The organism is Arthrobacter sp. ok909, from assembly GCF_900104405.1.
In the GTDB taxonomy this organism is placed as follows: domain Bacteria; phylum Actinomycetota; class Actinomycetes; order Actinomycetales; family Micrococcaceae; genus Arthrobacter; species Arthrobacter humicola.
Genome location: NZ_FNJS01000006.1, coordinates 165,658 through 187,197 on the forward strand (window position 1 = coordinate 165,658; position 21,540 = coordinate 187,197).

The 21,540-nt window shown below is 67.1% G+C and carries 18 protein-coding genes; 8 read left to right on the plus strand and 10 right to left on the minus strand.

Going from position 1 to position 21,540, the window contains the following annotated elements:
* Positions 1-217: 217 nt before the first annotated feature.
* The 4 genes from BLR03_RS07340 (at position 218) to BLR03_RS07355 (ending at position 4,611) form a co-directional block, all read left to right on the plus strand.
* Positions 218-514, plus strand: a complete 297-nt coding sequence (locus BLR03_RS07340) for a putative quinol monooxygenase (RefSeq protein WP_091251280.1) — start codon at positions 218-220, stop codon at positions 512-514.
* Positions 515-636: 122 nt separating this feature from the next.
* Positions 637-1,929, plus strand: coding sequence for a uroporphyrinogen-III C-methyltransferase (gene cobA, locus BLR03_RS07345; RefSeq protein ID WP_091251281.1), 1,293 nt, complete (start codon positions 637-639; stop codon positions 1,927-1,929).
* A gap of 88 nt (positions 1,930-2,017) precedes the next feature.
* A complete protein-coding gene (locus BLR03_RS07350) occupies positions 2,018-3,484 on the plus strand; it encodes an FAD-dependent oxidoreductase (protein ID WP_091251283.1) in 1,467 nt (488 codons plus the stop codon).
* Positions 3,485-3,609: 125 nt separating this feature from the next.
* Positions 3,610-4,611 carry a DNA topoisomerase IB gene (locus tag BLR03_RS07355; RefSeq protein WP_091251285.1) on the plus strand — a complete coding sequence of 334 codons (1,002 nt, stop codon included), beginning with the start codon at positions 3,610-3,612 and terminating at the stop codon, positions 4,609-4,611.
* Positions 4,612-4,617: 6 nt separating this feature from the next.
* On the opposite strand, the gene BLR03_RS07360 is transcribed toward BLR03_RS07355, so the two are convergent.
* The gene (locus BLR03_RS07360; RefSeq protein ID WP_091251286.1) at positions 4,618-5,199 is read right to left on the minus strand and encodes a hypothetical protein; all 582 of its coding nucleotides are present in this window, start codon (positions 5,197-5,199) and stop codon (positions 4,618-4,620) included.
* Positions 5,200-5,432: 233 nt separating this feature from the next.
* On the opposite strand from BLR03_RS07360, the gene BLR03_RS07365 reads away from it, so the two are divergent.
* Positions 5,433-5,969 (plus strand): hypothetical protein, encoded by a 537-nt coding sequence (locus tag BLR03_RS07365; protein WP_091251288.1) that lies wholly within the window; start codon positions 5,433-5,435, stop codon positions 5,967-5,969.
* Positions 5,970-6,068: 99 nt separating this feature from the next.
* Here the strand turns inward: BLR03_RS07365 and BLR03_RS07370 are convergent, their stop codons facing one another.
* The 5 genes from BLR03_RS07370 to BLR03_RS07390 form a co-directional block, all read right to left on the minus strand.
* Entirely contained in the window at positions 6,069-8,837 is a 2,769-nt protein-coding gene (locus BLR03_RS07370; RefSeq protein WP_254788249.1) for a cation-translocating P-type ATPase, read from the minus strand.
* A gap of 28 nt (positions 8,838-8,865) precedes the next feature.
* Positions 8,866-9,705 carry a polyphosphate kinase 2 gene (gene ppk2 / locus BLR03_RS07375; protein WP_091251290.1) on the minus strand — a complete coding sequence of 280 codons (840 nt, stop codon included), beginning with the start codon at positions 9,703-9,705 and terminating at the stop codon, positions 8,866-8,868.
* A gap of 383 nt (positions 9,706-10,088) precedes the next feature.
* A complete protein-coding gene (locus BLR03_RS07380; protein WP_091251291.1) occupies positions 10,089-10,769 on the minus strand; it encodes a FadR/GntR family transcriptional regulator in 681 nt (226 codons plus the stop codon).
* Complete coding sequence (locus tag BLR03_RS07385) at positions 10,766-12,055, minus strand: MFS transporter (protein ID WP_254788250.1); 1,290 nt, start codon at positions 12,053-12,055, stop codon at positions 10,766-10,768. Before BLR03_RS07385 ends, BLR03_RS07380 begins: the two co-directional genes overlap by 4 nt.
* Before the next feature lie 190 nt (positions 12,056-12,245).
* On the minus strand, positions 12,246-13,688 hold the full coding sequence (locus BLR03_RS07390; RefSeq protein ID WP_091251293.1) for a PucR family transcriptional regulator: 1,443 nt from the start codon (positions 13,686-13,688) through the stop codon (positions 12,246-12,248).
* A 146-nt stretch (positions 13,689-13,834) separates the two neighbouring features.
* On the opposite strand from BLR03_RS07390, the gene BLR03_RS07395 reads away from it, so the two are divergent.
* A complete protein-coding gene (locus tag BLR03_RS07395; RefSeq protein WP_091251334.1) occupies positions 13,835-15,265 on the plus strand; it encodes a gamma-aminobutyraldehyde dehydrogenase in 1,431 nt (476 codons plus the stop codon).
* A 106-nt stretch (positions 15,266-15,371) separates the two neighbouring features.
* Entirely contained in the window at positions 15,372-16,727 is a 1,356-nt protein-coding gene (gene gabT / locus BLR03_RS07400; RefSeq protein ID WP_091251295.1) for a 4-aminobutyrate--2-oxoglutarate transaminase, read from the plus strand.
* Between the two features lie 126 nt (positions 16,728-16,853).
* Here the strand turns inward: gabT and BLR03_RS07405 are convergent, their stop codons facing one another.
* Positions 16,854-17,624, minus strand: a complete 771-nt coding sequence (locus BLR03_RS07405) for an AMIN-like domain-containing (lipo)protein (protein ID WP_139184479.1) — start codon at positions 17,622-17,624, stop codon at positions 16,854-16,856.
* 190 nt (positions 17,625-17,814) lie between these two features.
* On the opposite strand from BLR03_RS07405, the gene BLR03_RS07410 reads away from it, so the two are divergent.
* A complete protein-coding gene (locus BLR03_RS07410; RefSeq protein ID WP_091251298.1) occupies positions 17,815-18,687 on the plus strand; it encodes a universal stress protein in 873 nt (290 codons plus the stop codon).
* Between the two features lie 11 nt (positions 18,688-18,698).
* On the opposite strand, the gene BLR03_RS07415 is transcribed toward BLR03_RS07410, so the two are convergent.
* From BLR03_RS07415 to BLR03_RS07425, 3 genes are all read right to left on the minus strand, one after another.
* On the minus strand, positions 18,699-19,484 hold the full coding sequence (locus BLR03_RS07415; protein ID WP_175460441.1) for a methyltransferase domain-containing protein: 786 nt from the start codon (positions 19,482-19,484) through the stop codon (positions 18,699-18,701).
* A 92-nt stretch (positions 19,485-19,576) separates the two neighbouring features.
* Positions 19,577-21,109 (minus strand): putative bifunctional diguanylate cyclase/phosphodiesterase, encoded by a 1,533-nt coding sequence (locus BLR03_RS07420; RefSeq protein WP_091251301.1) that lies wholly within the window; start codon positions 21,107-21,109, stop codon positions 19,577-19,579.
* Positions 21,096-21,500, minus strand: a complete 405-nt coding sequence (locus BLR03_RS07425; protein ID WP_091251303.1) for a DUF7793 family protein — start codon at positions 21,498-21,500, stop codon at positions 21,096-21,098. Before BLR03_RS07425 ends, BLR03_RS07420 begins: the two co-directional genes overlap by 14 nt.
* Positions 21,501-21,540: the final 40 nt, after the last annotated feature.

A 21,540-nucleotide genomic window follows, 5' to 3' on the forward strand; every position in this document is an offset into this window, starting at 1 on the left:
GCACCCAGCAGCACTCCCGCCTCGACGTCACCCCTTGCACAGCAACGCGGGGTCACTGACGGCCCATATTCCTCGGAATTATGGGCCGTCAGTGACCCCGCGTTGCTTTTGCCATGACTCCTTGCCGGGGCACGGACACAGGCCTACACTCACGGCTAGAGGCCGGGTTCCGGCCCATTCCAAGACTGATTCCAAGTCTGAATCCTAGGAGGTCGCTGTGGCAGCAAAATTTGGCGTGCTGGCCCTGGTCGAAGCCAAACCGGGGAAGGAACAGGATGTCTGGGACTTCCTCAACGGGGGCCGCGAGATTGTGCTCAACGAACCCGGAACCCGGACCTGGTACGCCTTCCGGGTCAACGAGAACACCTTCGGCATCTTCGACACCTTCGATTCCGAGGAGGACCGCCAGGCCCACCTCAACGGAGCCATTCCCGCCGCCCTCGGCGAACACGGTCCGGCCATGCTCGCCAAGGACCCGGACATCAAGCTGATCGAACTCATCGCCGTGAAATAGGGCCCCACCGGGCTCCTCCGTCCCTCGTCGGCGAGTGCCACTATGTGACGCGGCGTTACCTTGCGTGAACTGGTGTTTCCGTACCGTTGTTCCGCCATGTGACGCAGCCCTATCGTCGATGCATGGCAATTCAGGACATTTACCCCACGGCGCTGCGCCTCCTCGGCCGTCCCGTGCTGGTGGTCGGCGGCGGACCCGTAGCCGCGCGGCGTGCCAAGGGACTGCTCGACGCCGGAGCCCGCGTCACGGTGGTGGCCCCCGTTGCCTCGGCGCCGCTCCAGGACCTTGCCGGCGCCGGGCTTCTGAGCTGGGAGCCCCGGGCGTACCGCCCGTCCGACGTCGATGGCGTCTGGTTCGTCCAGACCGCCACCGGTGACGCCGCCGTGGACGCACAGGTCTCGGCCGACGCCGAGGCGCAGCGCATCTGGTGCGTCAATGCCTCCGACCATGAGTCCTCCGCAGCCTGGACGCCCGCCGTCGCCGTCGTGGACGACGTCAAGATCGCCGTCAACGCCGGGGGAGACCCGCGCCGCGCCATGGCCCTGCGCGACGCCGTCGCCACCGCCCTGGAAACCGGAGACCTCCCGCTGCGCCGCCAGCGGGCGCGGGCCGATTCAACAGGCGGCGCCGTGGCCCTCGTGGGCGGCGGACCCGGCGACACCGGACTCATCACCGTCCGCGGCCGCCGGCTCCTGGGCCAGGCCGATGTCGTGGTCGCGGACCGCCTCGGCCCGCGCGAGCTCCTGGCCGAACTCGCCCCCGACGTCCGCGTGATCGAGGTCGGCAAGACTCCCGGCCACCACCCGGTCCCGCAGGCCGAGATCAACCGGATCCTGGTTGACGAGGCCCGGCAGGGCCACCGCGTGGTCCGGCTCAAAGGCGGCGACCCGTACGTCCTGGGCCGCGGCGGCGAGGAAGCCGAATTCTGCCGGCAGCACGGCGTGGACGTTGAAGTGGTCCCGGGCGTCACCTCCGCCATATCCGTCCCGGCCGCCGCCGGCATCCCCGTCACGCACCGCGGGCTGGCCAAGGGTTTCAGCGTGGTCACCGGCCACGAGGAGCTCTCCGAGGTCCCGGCCCGCGCCGACCACACCGTGATCCTGCTCATGGGCGTGGGCCAGCTCCGCGATTCCGCGGATTCCCTTGCCCGTGCCGGTTTGCCAGCAGGCACGCCGGTTGGCATCGTAGAGAATGGCTACCTGCCCGACCAGCGGGTGACCATCGGGACGCTCGGGACCATCGCGGACCAGGCCGAGGCAGCCGGCGTCGCGAACCCCGCCGTGATCGTGATCGGCGACGTCGTCCGTGTCAGCCCGTTCGCGCCGTCGCACTTCAAGACCGCGGACTACAGCACCACCACCCCGAACACCCCACGCACCGCCCGCACCGTCAAGACCCGAGTACTGACCCCCTAAACCCCGTCGATTGCTCCATAACCGCCGTTATCAAGCCTCAAAAGGGCGTTTGTGGAGCAACGGATGCAGAAGAAAAAGGAACACAGCCGTGTCAACTAGCACCACCGTAGGAACCGCCGCCCGCCCGCTGCGCGTCGCCGTCGTCGGCTCCGGCCCCGCCGGCGTCTACGCCGCGGACATCCTGACCAAGAGCGAGGCCGTCAAGAGCGGCGAACTCACCGTCAGCATCGACCTCTTCGACCGCTACCCGGCACCCTACGGCCTGATCCGCTACGGCGTGGCCCCCGACCATCCCCGCATCAAGGGAATCGTCAACGCCCTGCACAAGGTCCTGGACCGCGGCGACATCCGGTTCTTCGGCAACGTGGACTACGGCACGGACCTGTCCATCGATGACCTCCGCACCCACTATGACGCCGTCATCTTCGCCACCGGCGCCATCAAGGACGCGGACCTGAACATCCCCGGCATCGAGCTCGAGGGCTCGTACGGCGGCGCCGACTTCGTCTCCTGGTACGACGGCCACCCGGACGTGTCCCGCGAATGGCCGCTGGAGGCCAAAGAAATTGCCGTGATCGGCAACGGCAACGTGGCCCTGGACGTGGCGCGCATGCTCTCCAAGCACGCCGACGACCTCCTGGTCTCCGAAATCCCGGACAACGTCTACGCCGGGCTGAAGTCCTCGCCCGTCACCGACGTGCACGTCTTCGGCCGCCGCGGACCGGCCCAGGTGAAGTTCACCCCGCTGGAGCTGCGTGAACTGTCGCACTCCAAGGACGTCGACATCATCCTCTACGCCGAGGACTTTGAGTTCGACGCCGAGTCCGACCGGCAGATCCAGAGCAACAACCAGACCAAGACCATGGTGGGCACGCTCACCAACTGGATCGCCGAACAGCCCGAGGACCTCTCGGAGCTCAAGGCGTCCCGCCGCCTGCACCTGCACTTCCTGCACAGCCCGGTGGAGGTCTACGACGACGCCGAGGCACCCGGCCGCGTCGCCGGAATCAAGTTTGAGCGCACGGAACTGGACGGCACGGGCAACGCCCGCGGCACCGGCGAGTTTGTGGACTACCCGGTCCAGGCCGTGTACCGCGCCATCGGCTACTTCGGCTCCGCGCTGCCCGAGGTCGAGTTCGACCACAGCAAGGGCGTCGTGCCGAACGACGGCGGCCGCGTCCTGGACGCAGCCGGCACCCACGTGCCGGGGGTCTACGCGACCGGCTGGATCAAGCGCGGACCGGTGGGCCTGATCGGCCACACCAAGGGCGACGCGCTGGAAACCGTGACCTACCTGCTCGAAGACCGCGAAAACCTGCCGCTGGCCGCAGCACCCGCCCCGGAGGCGGTCGTCGAACTCCTGGAGCGCCGCGGCGTGGAGTACACCAGCTGGGAAGGCTGGCTGGCGCTCGACGCCCACGAGCGTGGCCTGGGCGACGCGGCGACGGCGGCCGGCGCATCGCACGGCGTTGAGGTCGCCCGTGAACGCATTAAGGTGGTCCCGCGCCAGGAGATGGTGGAGATTTCCCGCGGCGGAGTGGCAGCCCAGCTCTAGGCGCACTCCAACACAGCAACGCGGGGTCACTTCGCGCCTATCCCACAGGGGATCATCGGCGCTAAGGGACCCCGCGTTGTTTGATGTGTGGGAGTTCCGGGGCAATGGTCAGTAGGCTTACCGTCATGAGGCTCCGTCACAGCAACGCGTCCGGCCGCGGATACCGCCGGGTCCCCGCCGGGACCGGCTTCAGCTACAAGGACCTGGACGGGTCCACGCTTCCGGCCGGCCCGGTGCGGGACCGGCTGGAACGTATCGGCATTCCGCCGGCCTGGACCGACGTCTGGATCGCCCCGTACGACAACGGGCACATCCAGGCAACCGGACTCGACGCCGTCGGACGCCGGCAGTACATCTACCATCCAAGTTGGCGGGAGAAAAAGGACCGGCTCAAATTCGACCGCGCCCTCCAGCTCGCCGAAACCCTCCCGACAGCACGCCGCCGGGTCACGATGGACCTGCGCTCGGACGGGCTCACCCGGGAGCGCGTGCTGGCGGCCGCGTTCCGGATGCTGGACAGCGGTTCGCTCCGGGTGGGCTCGGAGCGGTACACCAACGAGAACGGCAGCCACGGCCTGGCCACCCTGCTGTGCGCCCACGTCCGCGTGCACAAGGACGAGCTGAGGCTCAGTTTCCCCGCCAAGAGCGGCAAGACGTGGGAATCGCGGATCGACGACGCCGACCTCGCCGCCGTCGTGCGCCAGCTCAAGCGGCGCGGCGGCAACGCCCGGCTGCTCGCCTACAAGGTCGGCAGGCGCTGGCACCCGGTGTCCAGCCCGGACATCAACGAGTACGTCAAGGAGCGCACGGGGGAGGATTTCACGGCCAAGGACTTCCGCACCCTGCGGGGAACAGTCGCGGCGGCCGTCAGCCTCGCGCGGAGCGGTCCGCAGGCGCAGGCTTCCGCCCGCAAACGTGCGGTGAGCCGGGCCATGGTCGATGCCTCCGCGGTCCTGGGCAACACGCCGTCGATCGCCCGCAAGAGCTACGTGGACCCCCGGCTGCTGGACCATTTTGCCTCCGGGGAGACCATCGACCCCAAGCGGCTGGAATCCGCCGAATCCGAGCTTCGGGCACTGTTGTACCAGGAAGGCGACGTGGTCGCCTTGTCGGGCCGGGATGCCTGATAGCTGTCAGAACATCCCGTTGATGAACCCGATGATGATCGCCGTCCACCAGCAGACCTGAGAGATGACCAGGCACAACATCATGTGGATCCGCTGCCCGACGGTCAGGTCCGCGAACGAGGCATCGGAAGGCAGCCGCGCCAGCCGCCGCATGAGCGGGATTAGCATGATCCCGTTCAAGCTGAGCACAAGGACGGCTGCGAGCTTGACGTCTGTCATCGGGTTGGTCAAGTGCGGGTTCAGGAACACGCCGGTGGCCAGCATGCCGGCGAGGCCGCCCCAGATCAGCGGCGTGGCCGCCCCGTCGAGCCGGATGATCTCGCCCAGTTCGCGTCGGCCGATGAGCCACAGGAAGCCGTGCCAGTCCACCAGGATGATGGCGCCAAAGGCCACCACGAGGGACAGCACGTGAAGTACGACGGCGACGTTGTGGGCAAAGGTGTCCACATGGACTGCCGTGGACAACGTGACGGACAGTAACCACGCGACGGCCGCCGCTGCGCACAGGACGACGACGAGGCGCCGCGTGGACCGCTCGGATTCGCGGTGCCTTCTGATGGTGCGTCTGCTGACTGGGACATAACTCATGGCTTACCTCGGAGAACCCGACCCCCCGGACGAGCAGGACGAACGGTTCCGGGGATAGCTCACACGATATCCCCAACGTTCGCCCGGCAACAAGGACGGAAGCGGACATCAGGCCCGCCGGTGAGGTGGAGGACTATCAAGTTTTTGCTAAGTATGCTTACCATAGCCGAGATGTGGCCATCGGTTGGCCGCCGCGATTCCGGGTTCGACTTACAGACGATAGGAAGCTCACCATGGCAGGTAATCTTGTTGCCCGATCCATTCACGACCTCACGGCAGGCGCCTGGTTCGGCGGTTCGCTGATGGGCGCCATTGGGCTAAATGGTGCCACGGCGGAAGCCAAGGACCCCGCAGAACGTACCCGGCTGTCGAGCCTCGGCTGGAAGAAGTGGGCCCCGTTCCAGGCGGCCGCATTTGGCGCGCACCTCCTTTCCGGCCTCGCCATCATGTGGGAGAACAAGGGCCGGATGGCCAAGCAGGACGGCGTCACGCGGCTGACGGTCTACAAGTCCATCGTCACCTTCGCCGGCGCCGCCGTGACGCTGTACGCCGGCCTGCAGGGCGCCAAGGTGGAGAAGCTGGCCGCCGAGGGCGCCAAGGGCGCCACCGAGCCGAAGCCGGAAGCCTCGGAGGAACTCCGTTCCGCGCAGCAGCAGTTGAGGATCCTGCAGTGGGCCATCCCGGTGTTCGCCGGCTGGGTGATTGTCCTCGGCGCCAAGCATGGCGAAATGCAGCGCCCGAAGAACGTGTTCAAGGGCCTCGCCCGCTAGCGCCACGTCCAAGACCACCGCACGCGCTGAGGGCCGGAACGTCAAGTTCCGGCCCTCAGCGGTTGCCTTATCAGTCGCCCTCAGCAGTCGCCGGGCCGTCTACGCAGGAACGGCCGGGGCCGCGCCCTTGGCGTGCGCCCCTGCATGCCTGACCCGCAGGACCAGCTTGAAGAGTTCGCCGAGCAGCAGCAGCACTGCGGCCGGAACCAAGCAGGCCACCCACTGCTGGCCGGTGAGCGGGACGGTGCCGAACAGGTCTTGCAGCACCCGCATCTGGGTAATCAGCATCGATCCGATGAAGGCCCACGCGAAGGCCCAAAGCAGTTTCGGGTTGGATATGGTGGAAGGCCCGAAGGCACTCTCCGTGGGGTAGCGCAGGTTGAGCGCGACGGCGATATTCATCAACCCGAGACCCACAATGGCCATGCTCTGGCCGATCTCGAGCGAGCCGTAGGAGATCTTGCCGATCTGCACGAGGATCAGCGTCGCGGCCGCCATGAACAGCCCGACGACGAACAACCGCACCATCATCGACCGGACGATGATCGGCTGATTGAAGGGCCGCGGTTTGCGGTTCATGATGCCCGGCGTCGCGAGGTCCAGTCCCATCACCGCGCCAATCGGGGCGACGATGGCCATGTGGATCCACAGCACCTGGGCCGGGCTGAGCAGCGCTGTCCCGGCAATCGCGAAGGCGGAGGATCCGATGAACGCCAGAATGAACATAAACAGGTTGGCGACCTGGATCCGGATGAACTTCTGCAGGTTGTCGTACACCAGCCGGCCCTCTTCGACCGCCGCCACGATGGTGGCAAAGTTGTCGTCGGCCAGGATCATCTTGGCCGCGCCTTTGGCGACGTCAGTGCCCGTGATGCCCATCGCGATCCCGATGTCGGCCGCCGCGATCGCCGGGGCATCGTTGACGCCGTCGCCGGTCATGGCAACGACGTGGCCCTTGCGCTTGAGGACCTCGACCAGCCGGACCTTGTGTTCGGGGGCCACCCGGGCGATCACGCCGATCCCGTCCACTTGGTTGTCGGCCTCCGCATCACTCATCGCGGCGAACTCCGCACCGGTCACCGCACGGCCCCTGATGCCGAGTTCATCGGCGATCGCCGCCGCCGTTATGGCGTGGTCGCCGGTGATCATCCGGACCCGGATGCCGGCGTGCTTGGCCTTGGCGATGGCGGCCACCGCCTCGGCGCGCGGCGGGTCCACCTCTCCGATAAGCGCCGTAATCTCCAGATCCTGCATGAGCGCCATGAGGTCGCCCAAAGGGTCGAACGTCGCCGGATCGAACTCCCGCTGCGCCAGGGCGAGCACCCGCCGGCCCTGGCTGGCGATGCGCTCGTTCTCGGCGAGCACCTTTCCGCGCATCTCCTCGGTGAGGGACTCGGACCGGCCGCCGGGCATCCGGGCGAACGTTGACCTGTTGAGCAGGACATCGGGTGCCCCCTTCACGTAGGCCCGGATCACGGCCCTGCCGTCCGTGCCCGGCATCAGGTGGAAGGTGGCCATGAACTTGTAGTCGGAGTCGAAGGGGACCGACGCGACGCGCGGGTTGTTCCTGCGGAACTCCCTGACGTCCACGCCGCCCTTTTGCGCGAGCACGTACAGCGCCGCCTCGGTGGGATCCCCGACCACTTCGCCGTCGTTGATGTCGGAGTCGTTGCACAGGGCGCAGGAGAACATCACGTAGTCCAGGTTCCGCTCGGCGTCGCCGGTGGTCCGCTGAACCTGGCCGTCGAAGCTGTAGCCCTCGCCACTCACGGTGTAGTGGTGCTGCACGGTGGTGATCTCGCGCACCGTCATCTGGTTCAGGGTCAGTGTGCCCGTCTTGTCCGAGTTGATCGCCGACGTCGAGCCCAGCGTCTCAACCGCGGGCAGGACCTTCATGATGGCGTTCTTCTTGGCCATGTTGACCGAACCGACAGACAGGATCGTGGTGACGACTGCGGGCAGCGCATCCGGGATCGAGCCGACGGCAAGCGCCACGCCGATCCCGAAGAGCACCGCAAAGGATTCACCCGCGGCCAGGCCCATGATGACGATTGCGACGAAGGCGAAGAGGGCCGCGATGATGATGAAGATGGTGAGCCGGTCCACCTGCTTGGTGAGGGGGGTCTTTTCCACTTTCTGCCCGGACAGCATGTTGGCGATGTGGCCGACCTCTGAGCCCATACCCGTGGTGGTAACGAGGATCTCGCCGTGGCCCCGGGTCACGTTCGTGTTCATGAAAGCCATGTTGAGGCGGTCACCGATGCCGACGTCGTGGCGGTTGATGGCCCCGGTGTCTTTCTCGACTGCGACGCTCTCGCCGGTCAGGGCGCCTTCCTCGATCTGCAAGGTCGCCGCCAGGATGACCCGGCCGTCGGCGGGGACGCGGTCCCCGGCATCGACCACCACAATGTCCCCGGGCACGATCTCCTCGGCGGGAAGCTCCACAACATCACCGTCGCGGCGCACCTTGGCCATCGCCTTCATCATCTGGCCGAGGGAGGCGGCCGCTTCTTCGGCTTTGCCTTCCTGGTGATATCCCAGCCAGGCGTTGAACAACGTCAGCAGGGCGAGCCCGATTGCCGTTCCGTATTCCGCGATCAGCAGGCTGACCAGCGCGGCGACCACCAGTACTATTTGCATGTAGTCCCGGTAGTGCTTGAAGAACCGTTTCCACACCGGCTCCGGCTTCGCGGCGGCCAGGGCGTTCGGTCCGTATTCCTCCAGCCTCTCCTGCGCCTCGGCTGTGGTCAGGCCGCGGGCCGGGTCCACCCGCAGCTCGGTTGCAACGTCCGCGGGTGCAAGCGCGTACCACGTCGCCTCCGCCTCGGCGGGGGCCAACCCGGCTGCGGCTCCGGAATTGTCGTTCATGACTTTCTCCTCATCGCCGGGGCGCTGCTCAGAACGGGGTCGGGATGCGCCGCACCGCCAGGGTCGGCTCCCGGTAGTCGCCGGCCTTCTGACGCTTCGGGAGCTCGACGTCGAGCCCAGGGAACGGCTCATAGGGCACCTGGCTGAGCAGGTGGCTGATGATGTTGAGCCGGCCGCGCTTCTTGATCTCGTTATTCACGACGTACCACGGCGCCCAGGCGGTGTCTGTTGCCTCGAACATGGCGTCTCTGGCCCGCGAGTAGTCGTACCAGCGGCTGTAGGACAACATATCCATGGGGGACAGCTTCCATGTCTTGCGGGGATCGTCCTTGCGGCTCTCAAGCCGCCGGGTCTGTTCGTCCGCACTGACCTCGAGCCAGTACTTGAGCAGGATCATTCCGGAGTCGACCATCGCCTTTTCCACCAGCGGGGTCATGTTCAGGAACCTCTCGGTCTGCTCCGGGGTGCAAAAGCCCATCACGCGCTCCACGCCCGCCCGGTTGTACCAGCTGCGGTCGAAGATGACCACCTCGCCGGCCGCGGGAAAGTGCGACATATACCGCTGCAGGTACATCTGGGACTTTTCGCGATCTGTCGGGGTGGGGAGCGCCACCACCCGGAACACCCGGGGGCTTACCCGCTCGACGATGCGTTTGATGGTGCCGCCCTTGCCGGCCGTATCGCGGCCCTCAAACACGATGCAGATCTTGGCCCCGGTGGACTTCACCCACTCCTGCAGGGCCACCAACTCGCCTTGCAGGACGGCCATCTCCGCCTCATATTCCTTGCGGCGCATTTTTGTTGTGGACTGCTCGTCCTGCCCCGCCTTTTCGCCGGCGCTCTTCTTTTTCTTCTTCTTGCCCACCATCGACCTCCTCGCCGAGTCCTTGCTGGGGCGAATCAAGGTGCCGCACTGCGAGATCCGGTGAGTCCGGCACAGTCGTCCGGGCAGTGTGCGGAAGGGCACGTGCACCAATCGCGTGAACGCTCGCGCAGCGTCCTGCAACTTTCAGTGTTGACCCTGGCCAAGGCAGGGTCTACGGCACTAAGACCCTATTGAGCTGCACCTGAACACGGGATTAGGGGACGGCCCGGCGTGGGCAGCGATGCTCTCGGAGCAGCACAAAGGCCCCCGGGCGGAACGGAAGTTCCTGCCCGGAGGCCTTCGGCCTGCCGGGCCCCCGCTGCTGGGCGCGGGGGTACAGGCTGAGACAGAGCATTGTCCCGGCACCTTCGGAAAACCCTAGGGAACTACTCCTGTAGCCACTCCGCGCAGGAGTTCAGGTTCCGGGTGACGCTCTCGACGGCGGCCGCCTCGTCACGTGCGGCAATAGCGTCCACCAGTTCGTCGTGGCCCTCATGCGGCAGTCCGTTGAAACCGACCCGCCGCTGCTGCCGGAGCAGATCATTGTGGAAGACGACACCGAAACTGACATACAGCTCGTGCAGGAGCGGGTTGGCGGAGGCCTGGGCCACCCGCACATGGAAGTCCCAGTCGGCGCGGGCCCACGCCGGGTAGTCTTCCACCAGCCAGGCGGCGCGGCGTTTGTCGAGCAATGCGCGCAAGGCGGCGACGTCGTCGGCCGTGGCGTGGCGTGCGGCAAGCCGGGCGGCCTGGGTGTCCAGCCCGACGCGGACCTCCAGGATGTGCCCCTGGGAGTGGTCCGCATACATCCGCTGCGTGGCCCCCGCAATCTCACTGGTGGCGCGAACGTAAGTGCCGTCCCCGCGGCGGACTTCAAGCATGCCGCTGTGGGCGAGGGCCTTGATGGCCTCACGCAGGGTGCCGCGGGACACGCCGAACGCGGCCATCAGTTCCGGTTCGGCCGGGATGCGCTGCTGCAGCGGCCACTCGCCCGAGTGGATCAGCGCCCGCAGCTTGGCAGTGATTTCCTCCGCCAATGGAGGCCGGTGCGAAGAAGTGAGTGTCATCGCCGGATTCCTTCCAACGGGTGCGGAGCGGTGTGCGGTGCAGCTGGCGGGAGTTTCGTCGTCCGTTGTTCTGTGGGCCGGCCCGTCAGCAGGTGGCCGACGGCGATCTGGCCCAGGGCCACTGCCAGCAGGAGCGCCAACGGCAGAGTCCAGGAGTTGGTGGCACTGTGCAGCAGGCCCATGCCGAACGGTCCGAGGGTCGCCAGCAGGTACCCGGCGGACTGGGCCACGGTGGACAGCGCGGTGGTCTCGGCCGTGGTGCGGCCGCTGCGGCTGATCATCACCATGACCAGCGGGAAGATCCCGAGCCCGAAGCCCAGCAGCACCGCGGTCAGCGGAGCCCAGGAAGCGGGGAGGACCAGCATGGCCAGGACGCCGAAGGCCATTGTCACGGTGGCCAGGTAGAACGAGGTGCGCAGCATCCGGGGGCGCGAGCCGATGGCCACCAGCACCATGCCGGCAGGGACGGAGACGAGCTGCATGAGCCCGAACATCAGTCCGCTGTCGGACGCGGAGAGCCCGGTCGTGGCCAGCATGTACGGGAACCAGCTGAGGACGGCATAGGCCAGGAGCGCCTGCACCGTGAAGCCGAGGGTGATCAGCGCGCCGGTGCGGGTCCGCAGCAGGGGCCACGGGGAAACGCGGGCGGCCTTGACCGGGGACGCGTTGCGGTGGGCGTGCACCGCGATCGGGAGGAAGCCGAGGCAGGCGCACAGGGCCAGGATGCCGATGGACCCGACGCCCGCGGACGGCGAGCCAAGGGCCTGCGCCACCGGGACGATCAGCACGGCGGTGACGGTGGCGCCGGTGGTCATGGTCAAGGTGTACAGGGCGGTCATGAGCGACGTGCGGTCCGCGAAGTGCACCCTGATGAAGGCGGGCATCGCCACATTGCAGACCGCCAGCCCGGACATTCCTGCCACGGTCCCGGCGAGCAGCATTCCGGTGGACGGGATGCCCCGGAGGAGCAGTCCGGCGGCCAGCATCACAAGGGAAAGCAGGATGGCCTTTTCCAGTCCCAACTGCCGGGTGAGCCAGGAGGTGGCCGCCCCGGCCACCGCGAAACACAGGGTGGGGATCGAGGGGAGCAGGGCCGCGATCAGTGGGCCGTACCCCAGGACGGCCTGCAGGTCGTGGAACAGTGCGGCGGAGCCGGTGATGCCGGCGCGGAGGTTCAGGCCGATCAGTACGAGCGCCACGACGCCGGCCACGATCACGCCACGCGGGCGCCGGGTGCCGGGTGGAGCTGTCTGGGGGAGAGCGGAAACCGCCGTGCTGCTAGCCATAAGTAAAGGTTAGACGTTTGATGTTTGAGTCTCACCCTTTAGTGGCGAATATCTCCGAAAGAGACAACCCCTGGAAAGCAGCGGGGGGTCCTTCGCGCCCGTGTCAGGACGGCAGAATCAAACGACCTCGGATGGGCGCGAAGTGACCCGCGTTGCTTGGGGGACCGGCTGGGGGCGGAGGGGGAGAGGGTCAGCGCGGGTGCCGGGCGCTGAGCCGCTGGACCGCCAGGGCGAGCCAGAGCTGCACCCGGTCCGGCGTCTGGGCGGGGTCGTAGCCGGTGAGCTCGGTGATCTGCGCCAGCCGGTAGCGGACCGTATTGCGGTGCAGGGTGAGTTCCTCGGCGACGGCCGCCACCGAGCCGTTGTTGTTGAGGTAGCTTTCCAGGGTGGTCATGAGCTCGGCGCCGTGCGCTGCGTCAAAGGCCCGCAGGGGGTTCAGTGACTCGTTGGCCATGTCCGCAAGCGGAACGTCCTCACTGGCCAGCAGCAGCGAGGTCAGGCTCAGCCGCTCGGGCTCGTTGACCGGCAGTCCGTGGGTGGCCGCATCGCGGGCTTCAAAATAGCTCCACCGCAGGCCGTTCGGCTTGGTGTAGGCACCGCCAATGCCGATGGTGGCATGGATCCCGGCCTCCGCGAGGTGGTCGCTGAGGCGGCGGGCCAGCGCGCTGGCGCCGCTGCCGTCGTCCGGCATGACCACCACGAGGTCCTTCCCGACGACCGCGCTGACCGCCGCTTCGAGCGGCTGGGGTAGGGATGAACTCCCGAGCTGTTTGTTGTGGGCCGCCGATTCGGCGAGCAGGACCACGTTCTTGCGGGTGCTGTTGATGCCGACGCCGGCGAGGCGCCGGGTGGCTTCGGACGTTTCCAGCGTCCCGTGGATGACGTCTTCGAGGACCTGGCCGGCCAGCGCCCGCTGGGCCTGGCGCTGCTTGACCATGTTATTGAGTTCGACGCTGATCAGGTTCTGGGCATAGCCCACAATGCCCGAGTCCTCGAACGGCTGCTTGACCCACAGTGTGCAGGCATCGCGGCGGCCCGTCGGGATAGGGTACGACGTCCAGCCCTCGGCCGTGGGGGCCGGGTGGCCGGGCACGCTGTTGTACAGCTGCGCCGTGAACTGGGTCAGGACGATCTCGGTGCGCAGCATCGACCCCAGATGTTTCAGGAGTTCGGCGAGACCGCCGCCGGTCAGCAAGGCCCGGGCCAGGATCTGATGCCCGGCAATGAGCCGCTCGAGCTTGACCAGATGGTCCGCCGACTGGGCGTCGGCCACGATCTTGCCGATGGCAATGAAGGGGGTCTCGTACGGTACTTCCACCACCGGCAGTCCCCAGCGGTTGGCCTCGGCGATCAGGGCAGGCGGCACGGCGTCGTGCGTCAGGCCTACACCGAAGCCGATCCCGACCGCCCCGGCACGCTGGACCTGGCGCACGAATCGGCGCTGCTCCGCGGCGCTCTTGAGCCGCATGCCAGTGGTCAGGATCAGTTCGCCGCCGTTGAGGAACCGCTGCGGGTCCTCCTGTTCGGTGACGGCCACCCAGAGAATGTCCTGGTGCCAGGTGGTTTCGGCGAGGCCGGCCTTGGTGAGTTTGAGGGACGGCACACCCAGTAGTGCGGCGAGTGAAATGGCCATGGATTCAGGATAGCCGGGTGCTGGTCAAGCGCACTAAAGCATTGCGGGGATGGTGTGCAGGTGCCTATTCCCTGGCTTGCCCTGCTGGCATAGGCTCGTGACCAGCCCCACATCCGTCATTGGCAGTAAGAAAGAGGTTGTACACCGTGGTTCAAACCTTGCAGAACTTCATCAACGGCGAGTTTGTCACCCCCGCCGGCACAGGGATGATGCCCATCGTGAACCCCACCAACGGAGACGTCGTGGCACAGTCGCCGATCTCGGTGCAGGCCGACGTCGACGCCGCCATGACGGCTGCCAAGAACGCCTTCAAGACGTGGAAGCACACCACGCCCGGGCAGCGCCAGCTCATGCTGCTCAAGCTCGCGGATGCCGTCGAGGCCAACAGCGACGAAATCGTTGAGGCCCAGCACCGCAACACCGGCCAGGTCCGCTCCCTGATCGCCTCGGAGGAAGTCGCCGCCGGCGCCGACCAGCTGCGCTTCTTCGCCGGTGCGGCCCGCATCATGGAAGGCAAGTCCGCTGGCGAGTACTTCGAAGGCCACACCTCCTACGTACGGCGGGAACCGATCGGCGTCGTGGCCCAGGTTGCCCCGTGGAACTACCCGTTCCTCATGGCGATCTGGAAGATCGGCCCCGCCCTGGCCGCCGGCAACACCGTGGTTCTCAAGCCCTCGGACACCACCCCGGAATCCACCGTGGTCCTGGCCCGGCTTGCCGGTGAGATCTTCCCGGCCGGCGTGCTGAACGTGGTCCTGGGCACCGGCGAGACCGGCGCCCTGATGGTGGAGCACAAGGTCCCCGGCCTGGTCTCCATCACCGGCTCCGTCCGCGCCGGCATCGCCGTCGCCTCGGGCGCCGCCAAGGGACTCAAGCGCGCCCACCTGGAACTCGGCGGGAAGGCCCCTGCGGTGGTCTTCGCCGACGCCGACATCAAGAAGAGCGCCGCGGCCATCGCCGAGTTCGCCTTCTTCAACGCCGGACAGGACTGCACCGCCATCGCCCGCGTCCTGGTCCAGGACTCCGCCTACGACGACCTCGTGGCAGCCCTGGTGGAACACACCAAGACCCTGCGCACCGGCTCGCAGAACGACGAAGACAACTACTTCGGCCCGCTGAACAACGTCAACCACTTCAACACGGTCAAAGCCCTGGTGGAGTCCCTCCCGGAAAACTGCAAGATCGAGACCGGCGGTCATCAGGCGGGGGACAAGGGCTTCTTCTTCGAGCCCACCATCGTCACCGGCGCCAAGCAGAGCGACGACATCGTGCAGAAGGAAGCCTTTGGTCCCGTCATCACGGTGCAGAAGTTCAGTACCGAGGACGAGGCCGTGGAACTGGCGAACGACGTCGACTACGCCCTGGCCTCCAGCGTCTGGACTTCGAACCACGGCACGGCCATGCGCCTGAGCCGCGACCTTGATTTCGGCGCCGTCTGGATCAACACCCACATCCTCCTCACCGCCGAAATGCCGCACGGCGGCTTCAAGCAGTCCGGCTACGGCAAGGACCTGTCCATGTACGGCGTCGAGGACTACACCCGCATCAAGCACGTCATGAGTGCGCTCGACGCATAACGCAGCCGCATAACGCAGCCGCATAACGCAACCGCCTATCGCAGTGGCATAACTCAACCTGACGCATAACTCGCGCGCCTCACCGCACGCTTAGAAAGGCTTTCCCATGACCACCACCGCACATGACATCACCTACCGGCTTGAGCAGAAGCGCCGCGTCCAGGCCGACTTCCCGGGCCCCAAGTCCGTTGCCCTGACCGAGCGCCGCAAGGCGGTCGTCGCCGCCGGCGTCGCGTCGAGCGTTCCGGTGTTCGTGGCCGACGCCGACGGCGGCATCATCCACGATGTCGACGGCAACTCCTTCATCGACCTCGGCTCCGGCATTGCCGTGACGAGCGTCGGCGCCTCGGACCCCGCCGTCGTCGGCGCCGTGAAGGAAGCCGTGGAGCACTTCACCCACACGTGTTTCATGGTCACGCCCTACGAAGGCTATGTGGCCGTTGCCGAGCAGCTGAACCGCCTCACCCCGGGCGACCACGAGAAGCGCACCGTGCTCTTCAATTCCGGTGCCGAAGCTGTCGAGAACGCCATCAAGGTGGCCCGCCTGGCAACCGGCCGGGACGCCGTCGTCGCCTTTGACCACGCCTACCACGGCCGCACCAACCTGACCATGGCGCTGACTGCCAAGGCCATGCCGTACAAGACCAACTTCGGCCCGTTTGCGCCCGAGGTCTACCGCATGCCGATGAGCTACCCGTTCCGCGAGGAGAACCCGGAGATCACCGGGGCCGAGGCCGCCAAGCGCGCCATCACCATGATCGAGAAGCAGATCGGCGGCGACCAGGTTGCCGCCATCATCATCGAACCCATCCAGGGCGAGGGCGGCTTCATTGTCCCGGCCGAGGGTTTCCTGCCGGCGCTGGCCGCGTGGGCCAAGGACAAGGGCATCGTCTTCATCGCCGACGAGGTCCAGTCCGGCTTCTGCCGCACCGGCGAATGGTTCGCCGTGAACCACGAAGGTGTTGTCCCGGACATCCTGACCATGGCCAAGGGCATCGCCGGCGGCATGCCGCTCTCCGCCATCACCGGCCGCGCCGACCTCCTCGACGCCGTCCACCCCGGCGGCCTCGGCGGCACCTACGGCGGCAACCCGGTCGCGTGCGCCGCCGCTCTGGCATCCATCGGCTCGATGGAGCAGTACAACCTCAACGCCCGCGCCAAGCACATCGAGGAGATCGCGCTCGGCAAACTGCGTGAACTGGCGAGTGAGCAGCCCGTCATCGGCGATGTCCGCGGCCGCGGCGCAATGCTGGCGATCGAGCTCGTCCAGGCCGGTTCCAAAGAACCGAACCCGGAGCTGACCAAGGCCGTCGCCGCGGCCTGCCTCAAGGAGGGTGTCATCATCCTCACCTGCGGCACCTACGGCAACGTCATCCGGCTGCTGCCTCCGCTGGTGATCAGCGACGAACTGCTGCTGGACGGCCTCGAGGTCCTGGCCGCTGCCATCAAGGCCAACGCCTGAGTCACTAGCCAACAAGCTGCCGGGAAGGCAATCCCTTCCCGGAGACCGGTCTAGCCGGAAAAACGGAAGAGCCGCGGACACATCATCCGCGGCTCTTCCGCCCTTTAAGCCCTGACTTCCCGTTCGCTACTTCCAGGCGGTCGCGTCCAGCTGGATCGCCACGACATACAGATGCTGGCCCTGCTCAATCTTCTCCACCTCGTAAACGCGCACCTTCGTCTCCGGGACCGTGGACATGGGCCGGCCTACGCCGATCCCGTATGTCAGCACGCCCTCGAAGTCCCCGGCCGGCGCGTAGCTCGTCAGAGCCTCGTAGCCGATCGACGGCGCCGGGGCGCTCGTCACCGTGTTGGCCTTGCCGTCCGCGGTGTGCGCCTGGGCGCCATGGAACGTCACCTCAAGGATGGTTCCCGTTCCCGGCATCTCGATCGGCTGGCCGCTGCCGTCGGCGACGAGCTCGGGGACCACCTCGACGTCGTAGCTGGGGAAGCCGCCGTTGAACCGGAAGCTCAGCTGGTCATAGGGCGGGGCATCGGAGGGGTGCTGACCTGCGCCGATGGCGTACAGCGTGGGCAGCGGGGCCGCCGGCGGAGGCGCGATGGGCACGGGGTTCTCGTGGTCCGTGTGGAACGGGGTGCCGGACTTTGGCACCGACCAGTCGTGGGTGATCGTGGACGAGATCACCTTGTCGCCGGGTTGCGGGGGTGCCGTTTCATCAGCATCACCGGTCGCCGACGGCGACGGGCTCGCTGTCGCGGTCGGCGAGGGCGACGGCGGCTGGCTGCTGGCCGATGGCTGCGGCGCGGGCGGGGTGCAGGCGGTGAGGACGAGTAGGAGCGTCAAAGCTCCCAGCCCGGCAGTCCACGACCCGTTCCGGCGGTTGCTGATGACATTCATGATGGTCTCCCCTCGACCATCCCAGCGTAGACACAGAAGATTGTGCAGCTCAGGGCCATAAGTCACCACCGTTTCTTAGGTCTCTGGACTAGAGTCGTTCCTACCACTGCAGGAACGCAGCCCGGCCGACGACGCCCGGAACCCCCGGGGCGCAGCTGGCGTCTGCCACAGACCCATAAGGGGTTCATACATGCGATACGTAGTCGGTTATACGCCCACTGAACGCGGCGCGGACGCCGTTGCCCTGGCTGCGGCCATGGCCCGGGCCCAGGGAGCGCATCTTGACCTTGTCTATGTGGTGGACCGGCACACGCCCTATGCGGCCGTGAAACCGGAAGGAAGCCGCGCCAGCACCGCGGAGCAGCAGATGCACTCGGCGGAACGCGAGGGTATGGCTCTGGTCCCGGAAGGGCTGGAGGCGCACTTTCACGTCCGGCAGGCGGACTCGTTCGCGGCGGGCCTTATCGACGCGGCCCTCGAGTACAGGGCCGGCCTGATCGTGGTCGGCGCCGCCAGCAACGGCCTCTTCAAACGGCACACCATAGGCAGCGTGGCCAACGCGCTCCTGCACGCCGCCCCGGTTCCGGTGGCACTGGCGCCGCGCGGTTACCGCCGGACCGAACCCATCACGCGCCTGACCCTCGCCGTGGGCCAGCGCCCCGGGGCAGAAGCGGCGATCGACGTCGCTATAGAATCCGCCGAGCGCCGCGGCGTACCGCTCCGGCTGGTCTCCCTTGTGGAACTGGACGTCGACGAGGAGGGCGGGGAAAACGTCAACGCCGCCCACATCCATGCCAATACCGTGCTCGCCGCCGCCGCGCACCGCCTGCCGGAGGGCCACCACGTCAGTGTGGAAGTCGCCCACGGGCGCACGATCGAGGAAGCGATCGACGACCTGGAATGGGACGACGGCGAGGTCATGATCGTGGGATCCTCCCGTCTGGCGGAGAAATACAAACTCTTCATCGGCAGTACCGCCAACAAGGTGCTGCGGGCACTCCCGGTGCCGATGGTGGTTGTGCCCCGCGACTACCAGCGGGTGGATACCTTCCCGGAGGTTTGATTCGCGGAGGTCTAATTCCCTGAGGTTTGGGGCCGCGGGGCCAGGACCGCCCAGTACGCCGGAATGCTGCCGGGCGGTCCGCCGGTCTCCATCGGCACCGTTGCCAGGACGCCGGGACCTTCCGCAATGAGGGTCCAGTGCCGTTCGGGGAACACCCGGGAGCGTTGCCTGGGGCCGAAATGGCCCGGTTTTGGCAGGGCAGAAATTGCCTGGCGGAGCGGTCCCGGGATCCGCTCGCCCGTGGCGCCCAGGCCCCGAAGATAGCTCAGCGCCCCGCCCGGGACATTTGTCTCCACCAGGTAAATCCGTCCCCGGGTGCCGAGGAGCGCTTTGATGGAGTCCGCAAGGCGTGCCTTGCGTCGCCGGCTAAGGACGTGGAAGACGCCGCGGACAAAGACATTGACGTCGCCGAGTTCGTGCGCGAGCGCGGCCGCGGCGGCCGGCCGGGTGGCATCCAGACTCCGGAAGCTGAGGCCCAGGACGTGTGCATGGGCGGACTGCGCCGCGGCCACGGCCGCAGGCGAGACATCGACGCCCAGCACCGAGGGGAAGACCTCGACGAGCCGGCACGAGAGGGCTCCGTTCCCGCAGCCGAGATCGACCACCGGAAGGCTGGTGTCCATCAGGGCCGCCAGGGCCCGCAGATGCTGCCGCACTTCGTCGTCGCCGGCGGTCGAAGTATCCCAGATGATCGGTTCCGTGAGCACTCCCTGCGACACCCCGCGCCAGAACTCATCCCAGCGCCGGTCCGGGCGTCGCGGCCGGTGCAGGGACAGGGCCACCACCCGGGCCACCATCCGGAGCGTGTCCGCCGCCTTGTGCGTGCCTGTCCTACTCGTGGCTGTCTTCTGCGTACTTGTGTTTTTCGTGCCCCCTGCACCGGCTCCGCTCATGCGGCTGCGCCGTCCCTGTGCGCCAGCAGGTCCGTCATGGCCGCTACGGGCAGGGGCCGGCTGAAGAAGTATCCCTGGCCGAATTCACAGTCCAGGTGCCGCAGGCGGTCCGCCTGCTCCCGGTCCTCGATGCCCTCGGCCACGGCACCCAGGCCGGCAGAATGGATCAGCTGCAAGATGGCCGCGACGAAGGTCTCCTGCTGCCGGTCCGTGGTCAGCCCGTCCAGGAGGGACTTGTCGATCTTCGCCTGCGAGGCAGGGAGGGTGCGCAGGTAGCTGATGGAGGAATAGCCGGTGCCGAAGTCGTCGATCTCGATCCGGACGCCGAGGTCATTGAGCGACTGCATGGTGGCTGCCACTTCCGGACCGCCGCGCATGATTGCGGTCTCGGTGATTTCAATCGAGATATGGCGCGGTTCGACGCCGTACCGGACCAGCAGGTCTTCGACATACGGAGCCAGATCGACATGGTGCAGGTCCGCCGGCGAGAGATTGATATGGGTGCTGAAGTCCGCCGGAAGCCCCGGATCGGACTTCCAGCGTCCGGTTTGCGCGATGGCGTTCCGGAGCACCCAGTGGCCGATTTCCACCGTGAGCCCGGCCTCGTCAGCGGCGTCGAGGAACGTATCCGGCGCCAGCAGACCCAGGTCCGGGTGGCGCCACCGGATGAGGGCCTCCGTCCCGGCAATCGTCCCCGTGCGCAGATCCATGATGGGCTGGTATTCCAGCTCGAGCTCGTCTGTTGCCAGCGCCGTCCGGAGCTCGGCCACCAGGTGAACCCGCTGCTTGGCGGCCTCGTGCATGGCCGCGGAAAACACCAGGAGAGTGTCCCGGCCGCGCTTCTTGGCCTCATGCATGGCGATGTTGGCATCGCGGATGAGTTCCTCGCTGCGCAGCCCGGGTTCGCCCAGCCGCACCCCGGTTCCGGCCGTCAGTGCGACCGCGACGCCGCCGGCAACGATTCTGTCCTTCAGCGATTCGCCGAGGCGGGACGCGATCTCCAGCACGGCGTCCGGTTCCTGGCCCACCACGAGCACGGCGAACTCATCGCCGCTGAGGCGTGCGATCAAGTGATCGGCTCCGGCCGCTGCGCCCAGCCGCAGGGCTGCCTCCCGCAGGACGGCGTCCCCGGCGGCGTGGCCGAGGCTGTCATTGATGAGCCGGAAGGAGTCGAGGTCCAGCAGAATGAGCGCGGGCTGGGGGCCCCCACCGGCTCCGGTGACGGCCTCGGCCACTTTTTCCTGCAGCAGCGAGCGGCTGGCCAGCCCCGTCAGCTCGTCAGTGTTGATGACGCGCCGGAGTTCGGCTTTGGCCGCTTCCAGGAGCGCGGTCCGCTCGGCGACCCGGACTTCCATGTCTTCGTACATGCTTTGAAGCTCTTCAGCGAGCAGATTGATGCCGGTCGTGACGGCGTCGATGCCGTCCCGTGCCGGTGAGACCTCCAGGCGGTTGGAGAGATCGCCCGAGGACAGCACGACGATGCCGTCTACGAGTTCCTCGAGGCGGCGGTCGTCATCACGCCCCGTCATGGCCCTGCGAGATCAGCCAGCGGACCGCCTCATCGCGGTCGGTGAAAAAGCGCGTGGGGACCGGTGCCGAATTGACGCCCAGGAAGAAGTTGGCGAGAACCCGGTCAACGGCGGACGCGCCCAGCAGTGCGATGGCCGAGGCGTCACAGCGTTTGGCGAACACGGCCCGCGCGGCCCGGCTGACGGATTCCGTGGTGGCCATGTCAATCAGCAGCGGCGTGGGCCGGCCGCCGCACAAGGCATTGACCCGATCCATGGCGAGTTGGGCATTCGGGGCGTCAATGACGATGCCCCGGGCCCACTCGAGGCGCAGGATACCGCTGCTGTCGAAGCCCAGGGACGAGATATCCCGGCTGCCCGGAGTCTCAAGATCGTTTTCTGGCACCAGCAATCCTTAATTCCGCCCCAACGTGTCCTTCATGATGACACTA

What these genes read in the sequence shown, in the direction of transcription:
- BLR03_RS07410 (WP_091251298.1), top strand. Translation starts at nt 17,815, where the DNA reads ATGCGATACGTAGTCGGTTATACGCCCACTGAACGCGGCGCGGACGCC.
- gabT (WP_091251295.1), top strand. Translation starts at nt 15,372, where the DNA reads ATGACCACCACCGCACATGACATCACCTACCGGCTTGAGCAGAAGCGC.
- BLR03_RS07420 (WP_091251301.1), bottom strand. Translation starts at nt 21,109, where the DNA reads ATGACGGGGCGTGATGACGACCGCCGCCTCGAGGAACTCGTAGACGGC.
- BLR03_RS07380 (WP_091251291.1), bottom strand. Translation starts at nt 10,769, where the DNA reads ATGACACTCACTTCTTCGCACCGGCCTCCATTGGCGGAGGAAATCACT.
- BLR03_RS07370 (WP_254788249.1), bottom strand. Translation starts at nt 8,837, where the DNA reads ATGAACGACAATTCCGGAGCCGCAGCCGGGTTGGCCCCCGCCGAGGCG.
- ppk2 (WP_091251290.1), bottom strand. Translation starts at nt 9,705, where the DNA reads ATGGTGGGCAAGAAGAAGAAAAAGAAGAGCGCCGGCGAAAAGGCGGGG.
- BLR03_RS07355 (WP_091251285.1), top strand. Translation starts at nt 3,610, where the DNA reads ATGAGGCTCCGTCACAGCAACGCGTCCGGCCGCGGATACCGCCGGGTC.
- BLR03_RS07405 (WP_139184479.1), bottom strand. Translation starts at nt 17,624, where the DNA reads ATGAATGTCATCAGCAACCGCCGGAACGGGTCGTGGACTGCCGGGCTG.
- BLR03_RS07365 (WP_091251288.1), top strand. Translation starts at nt 5,433, where the DNA reads ATGGCAGGTAATCTTGTTGCCCGATCCATTCACGACCTCACGGCAGGC.
- BLR03_RS07360 (WP_091251286.1), bottom strand. Translation starts at nt 5,199, where the DNA reads ATGAGTTATGTCCCAGTCAGCAGACGCACCATCAGAAGGCACCGCGAA.
- cobA (WP_091251281.1), top strand. Translation starts at nt 637, where the DNA reads ATGGCAATTCAGGACATTTACCCCACGGCGCTGCGCCTCCTCGGCCGT.
- BLR03_RS07385 (WP_254788250.1), bottom strand. Translation starts at nt 12,055, where the DNA reads ATGGCTAGCAGCACGGCGGTTTCCGCTCTCCCCCAGACAGCTCCACCC.
- BLR03_RS07415 (WP_175460441.1), bottom strand. Translation starts at nt 19,484, where the DNA reads ATGGTGGCCCGGGTGGTGGCCCTGTCCCTGCACCGGCCGCGACGCCCG.
- BLR03_RS07390 (WP_091251293.1), bottom strand. Translation starts at nt 13,688, where the DNA reads ATGGCCATTTCACTCGCCGCACTACTGGGTGTGCCGTCCCTCAAACTC.